This is a genomic window from Bacteroidales bacterium, from assembly GCA_023228145.1.
Taxonomy (GTDB): domain Bacteria; phylum Bacteroidota; class Bacteroidia; order Bacteroidales; family CAIWKO01; genus CAIWKO01.
The window spans coordinates 1-3313 of record JALOBU010000051.1 but is presented as its reverse complement, the minus strand read 5'-3'; the positions used below and the strand labels follow the sequence as shown (position 1 = coordinate 3313).

The following is a 3313-nucleotide window of genomic DNA, read 5'->3' as shown; positions in this document are numbered from 1 at the left end:
AAGTGTATAATGCCATAGGCGAATTGATTGATATTATCACAAATGAAGACCTTGCTACTGGAAGATATACAATTGATTACTCTGGCAGGAAACTTTCAAAAGGTATGTACACTTTCAGACTGGATTTTATAGGTGAAAAAACTTCCAGTTCAGTAGTATTAAAGATGGTGAAATAAAAAAAGATTATTCCCCGCAAAGCTGCTTGCTTAGGCTTGCAGCTTCGGGATACTGTCTTTTATCAGCAAATTTTAAATCATGGCATGCTTTTATAGTATCGCCTTTTTCAAGATATAGAAGTGCCCTGCCAATTAATAATGAAGCTTCAGAAGGCATATATAATAGTCCCTGATTATATGCATTTAATGCTTTTCCAAAATCATTGTTTACTTGGTACATAACAGCAAGCATTTCATGGAAAACAGAGTAATATGGGTCAATATTAATTCCTTTTTGGAGAAGTTGTGAAGCCTTTTCAAAATCTTTGTTTATAATATAGATATCAGATGTTCTTTTAATAAATTCAATAATCTCAGGCTTTTGCTCGGAAGATATTGGAACATTGTTGTTAATCAAACTATCAAGAGCTAATAAACGCAACACCTTTGAACGATTATTTGATGCTTCGGTAAAATTGGGTTTCAGTTTAAGAGCTTTATTAAAATCATCCAGTGCCCCTTTAAAATTTCCGAATTTTTGTTGTATAGCCCCACGGTTATTATAAGCCGCATAACTGTTGCTGTCAAGTTCAATGGATTTGTTGATATCCTTGAGAGAGCCTTTTATGTCATTAAGTACGAATTTAAAACGCCCACGATTGTTGTAATATTGAAAATTTTCTTTAAGAGCAATAGCTTTATCAAGATATTCCACCGCTTTTTCAGGCTTTTTATCATCTGTAAAATATGCAAGGCCTAAACTGTACATCGCATAATGATTTTTTGGATTAATATCCAGTGCTTTTGTCCATAATGTTTTGGAGTTTTTCCATGTGTCAATATTCATAAATGTTGTAATACTAAGAATGAGTATGATGGATAAAAAGATAAAAATCATCAGTTTCTTATTTAATTTTTGTAACAGGAAATCAGCAAAGCACGCCATCATTAAAAATAAACCTATATATGCAGGATAAGCATACCTGTCAGCTGCCAGCACACGCCCTTCAATAGGTATAATATGCATTACTACACTTATAGAAATAATAAACCATATAGCTCCGAATGCAACAGTTCTGTTTCTTTTATAATATCTGAATAGAAGAAAAACAAAAATTAGCATTACAACAAAAACAATAATACCTGTTATTATGAGCCCTGACGGCAAGTTCCCATCTGCTGTGCGTTCGGGGTATGGCACCATAGGGTTCTGCGGAGTGATGACAAAAAATCGCAATACATAATATAATAATGAAATTGGAGCCAGAATAAACCTCTCAGGTAATGAAAAAAAATACTCACTTCCCTGTTTGATGCCCCAGAAGTTAAATTGATAACTGCTCCAGAAGTCTCGGTTAATAATGGTTTGAAACGAAAACTCCAATAATAAAATAACAAGCGGTGCCAGTAAAAGTAACACTTTTTTAGTAATGCTTGTTTCTGATAGTTTTGTAATAAGTTTTGATTTGTTTTTTAAGACAAAAAAACATAAAACAGCATATATTATTACTGAAATTATCGGGATTATGAGCCACTTATTTTCTTTGTCAATGAATCTTGAAAAAAACCCAAAAACGAAAAAAGAAATGATGAGAAGATACCAGAACAAATAAACGGGAAAGTTGTCAATTTTTTTCAACAAATAAGGCTTTGCAAGTTTTAAAAAAAGATAGAGGAAGAATAATAAAACAAAAAACAGCCAGACATCGGAAATTAAAAAAAACAATATTATTTTTTCCAGTATTAATTCTGCCGAGATTTTTCTTTTGCAATACCAGTCAAGCCCAAGCAGTAACAAAGGAATAGTAAACGCCTGAATTTTTGCAAGGCTTGCCAGATAAATAAAAATAGTTGCAGCAACAAACCATAGAATATTATAGTTTTTGGAAGTGTATTTTAAATAAGAAATACATGAAAGTAAAGTTAAAAGAACAAATAACAGGTCTTTACGCCCCGTTACCCAGGCAACCGGCTCAACAAAAGCGGGATGAAGCGAAAACAATACGGCAGTAATTAAGGCCAGTGTTTCTCTTTTTGTTATTTTTTTTATACAGAAAAAAACGAGTATGGTATTTATAAGATGTAAAATGACATTGTGCATGTGGTACATCCATATTTTTTCACCCCACAGATGATTATCAACCATAAAACTCCACATTGCCAATGCTTTGTATCTGGTGTTTTGATAATGATATTTTACATTATCAAAACGCATCTCTTTGTACCTGATATTTGTTCTGATATTTTCATCATCGTCCCAGTTAACGAAGTTTAATGAACTTGTTTTCAGATAAATAATAGTTGAGAACAACAAGATAATAATCAGGATGATTTTATTTGCAGGAAATGATTTTAAAAGCATATAAAAATTTAAAAATTAACGAAACAAAAATAGATTTAAATCACATAAGATTTTTATTAAAAATGAAAGGGAGATAAAAATTATTTACAATATTGTAGCATAATTTTAACCCAAATTCCAATACTTCGAAAAAGTAGAATAAAACATCAAACTTTTAAAAAAATTTCATTTTACCTTGAGTGTTAATTTCTTTTGCTCGTCCTCCCACAAAATGTCGGGGCAGGCGCCAGAAACGAACCAAACATGCCTGACCTGGCGGTTACGGCAGGCAGGGAGAAAGACGGCCCAGACGATGCTTCAGCCCGTTCTCAGAAAATATTGAAAATCTAATCAAAGTAATCCCGACTCCGCTTTGCGAAGTTCAGGAAACGCCCGTGGTGCCTTTAAAGATTTTCTAATATTTTCTTATTCAAGCCAACCTTGGCTCGTCGCCTGGGCATGCCGACGTACTTTTTTTACAAAACGATAAAAAATAATGCAAAAACCATATAAAAATATTTTTGTTTAAGATTTTTTATATAATTTTATACCAATTATATACAACCAAAATTCATAAATTATTGTTGTAATTGTAGACATCCTTTTATTAATAAAAATATGTTTTTATAAAAATGGGAAAAATATATACACTACTGAGTAAAAAATTAAAAAACCATTTAATAATTTATACACTTTTTTTTGTTTTTTTAAATTTTTCTAATTTAAGTTCAGGGTATTCACAGTGTACAAACTGTACGTACAACGCTCCAGCAGGCACACTAAGTGGCACCGCTATACAATGGACTCAATCCGGCAG

At 32.1% G+C, this 3313-nt stretch carries 3 protein-coding genes; 2 read left to right on the top strand and 1 reads right to left on the bottom strand.

Annotated elements, in window-relative coordinates; translation table 11 throughout:
• Positions 1-183: 183 nt before the first annotated feature.
• Positions 184-2517, bottom strand: coding sequence for a tetratricopeptide repeat protein (locus M0R16_13375; protein MCK9613862.1), 2334 nt, complete (start codon positions 2515-2517; stop codon positions 184-186).
• Positions 2518-2709: 192 nt separating this feature from the next.
• On the opposite strand from M0R16_13375, the gene M0R16_13370 reads away from it, so the two are divergent.
• Positions 2710-2847 (top strand): hypothetical protein, encoded by a 138-nt coding sequence (locus M0R16_13370; protein MCK9613861.1) that lies wholly within the window; start codon positions 2710-2712, stop codon positions 2845-2847.
• A gap of 281 nt (positions 2848-3128) precedes the next feature.
• On the top strand, positions 3129-3313 hold a 185-nt coding region (locus M0R16_13365), incomplete at its 3' end, for a hypothetical protein (protein MCK9613860.1).

What these genes read in the sequence shown, in the direction of transcription:
- M0R16_13375 (MCK9613862.1), bottom strand. Translation starts at nt 2,517, where the DNA reads ATGCTTTTAAAATCATTTCCTGCAAATAAAATCATCCTGATTATTATC.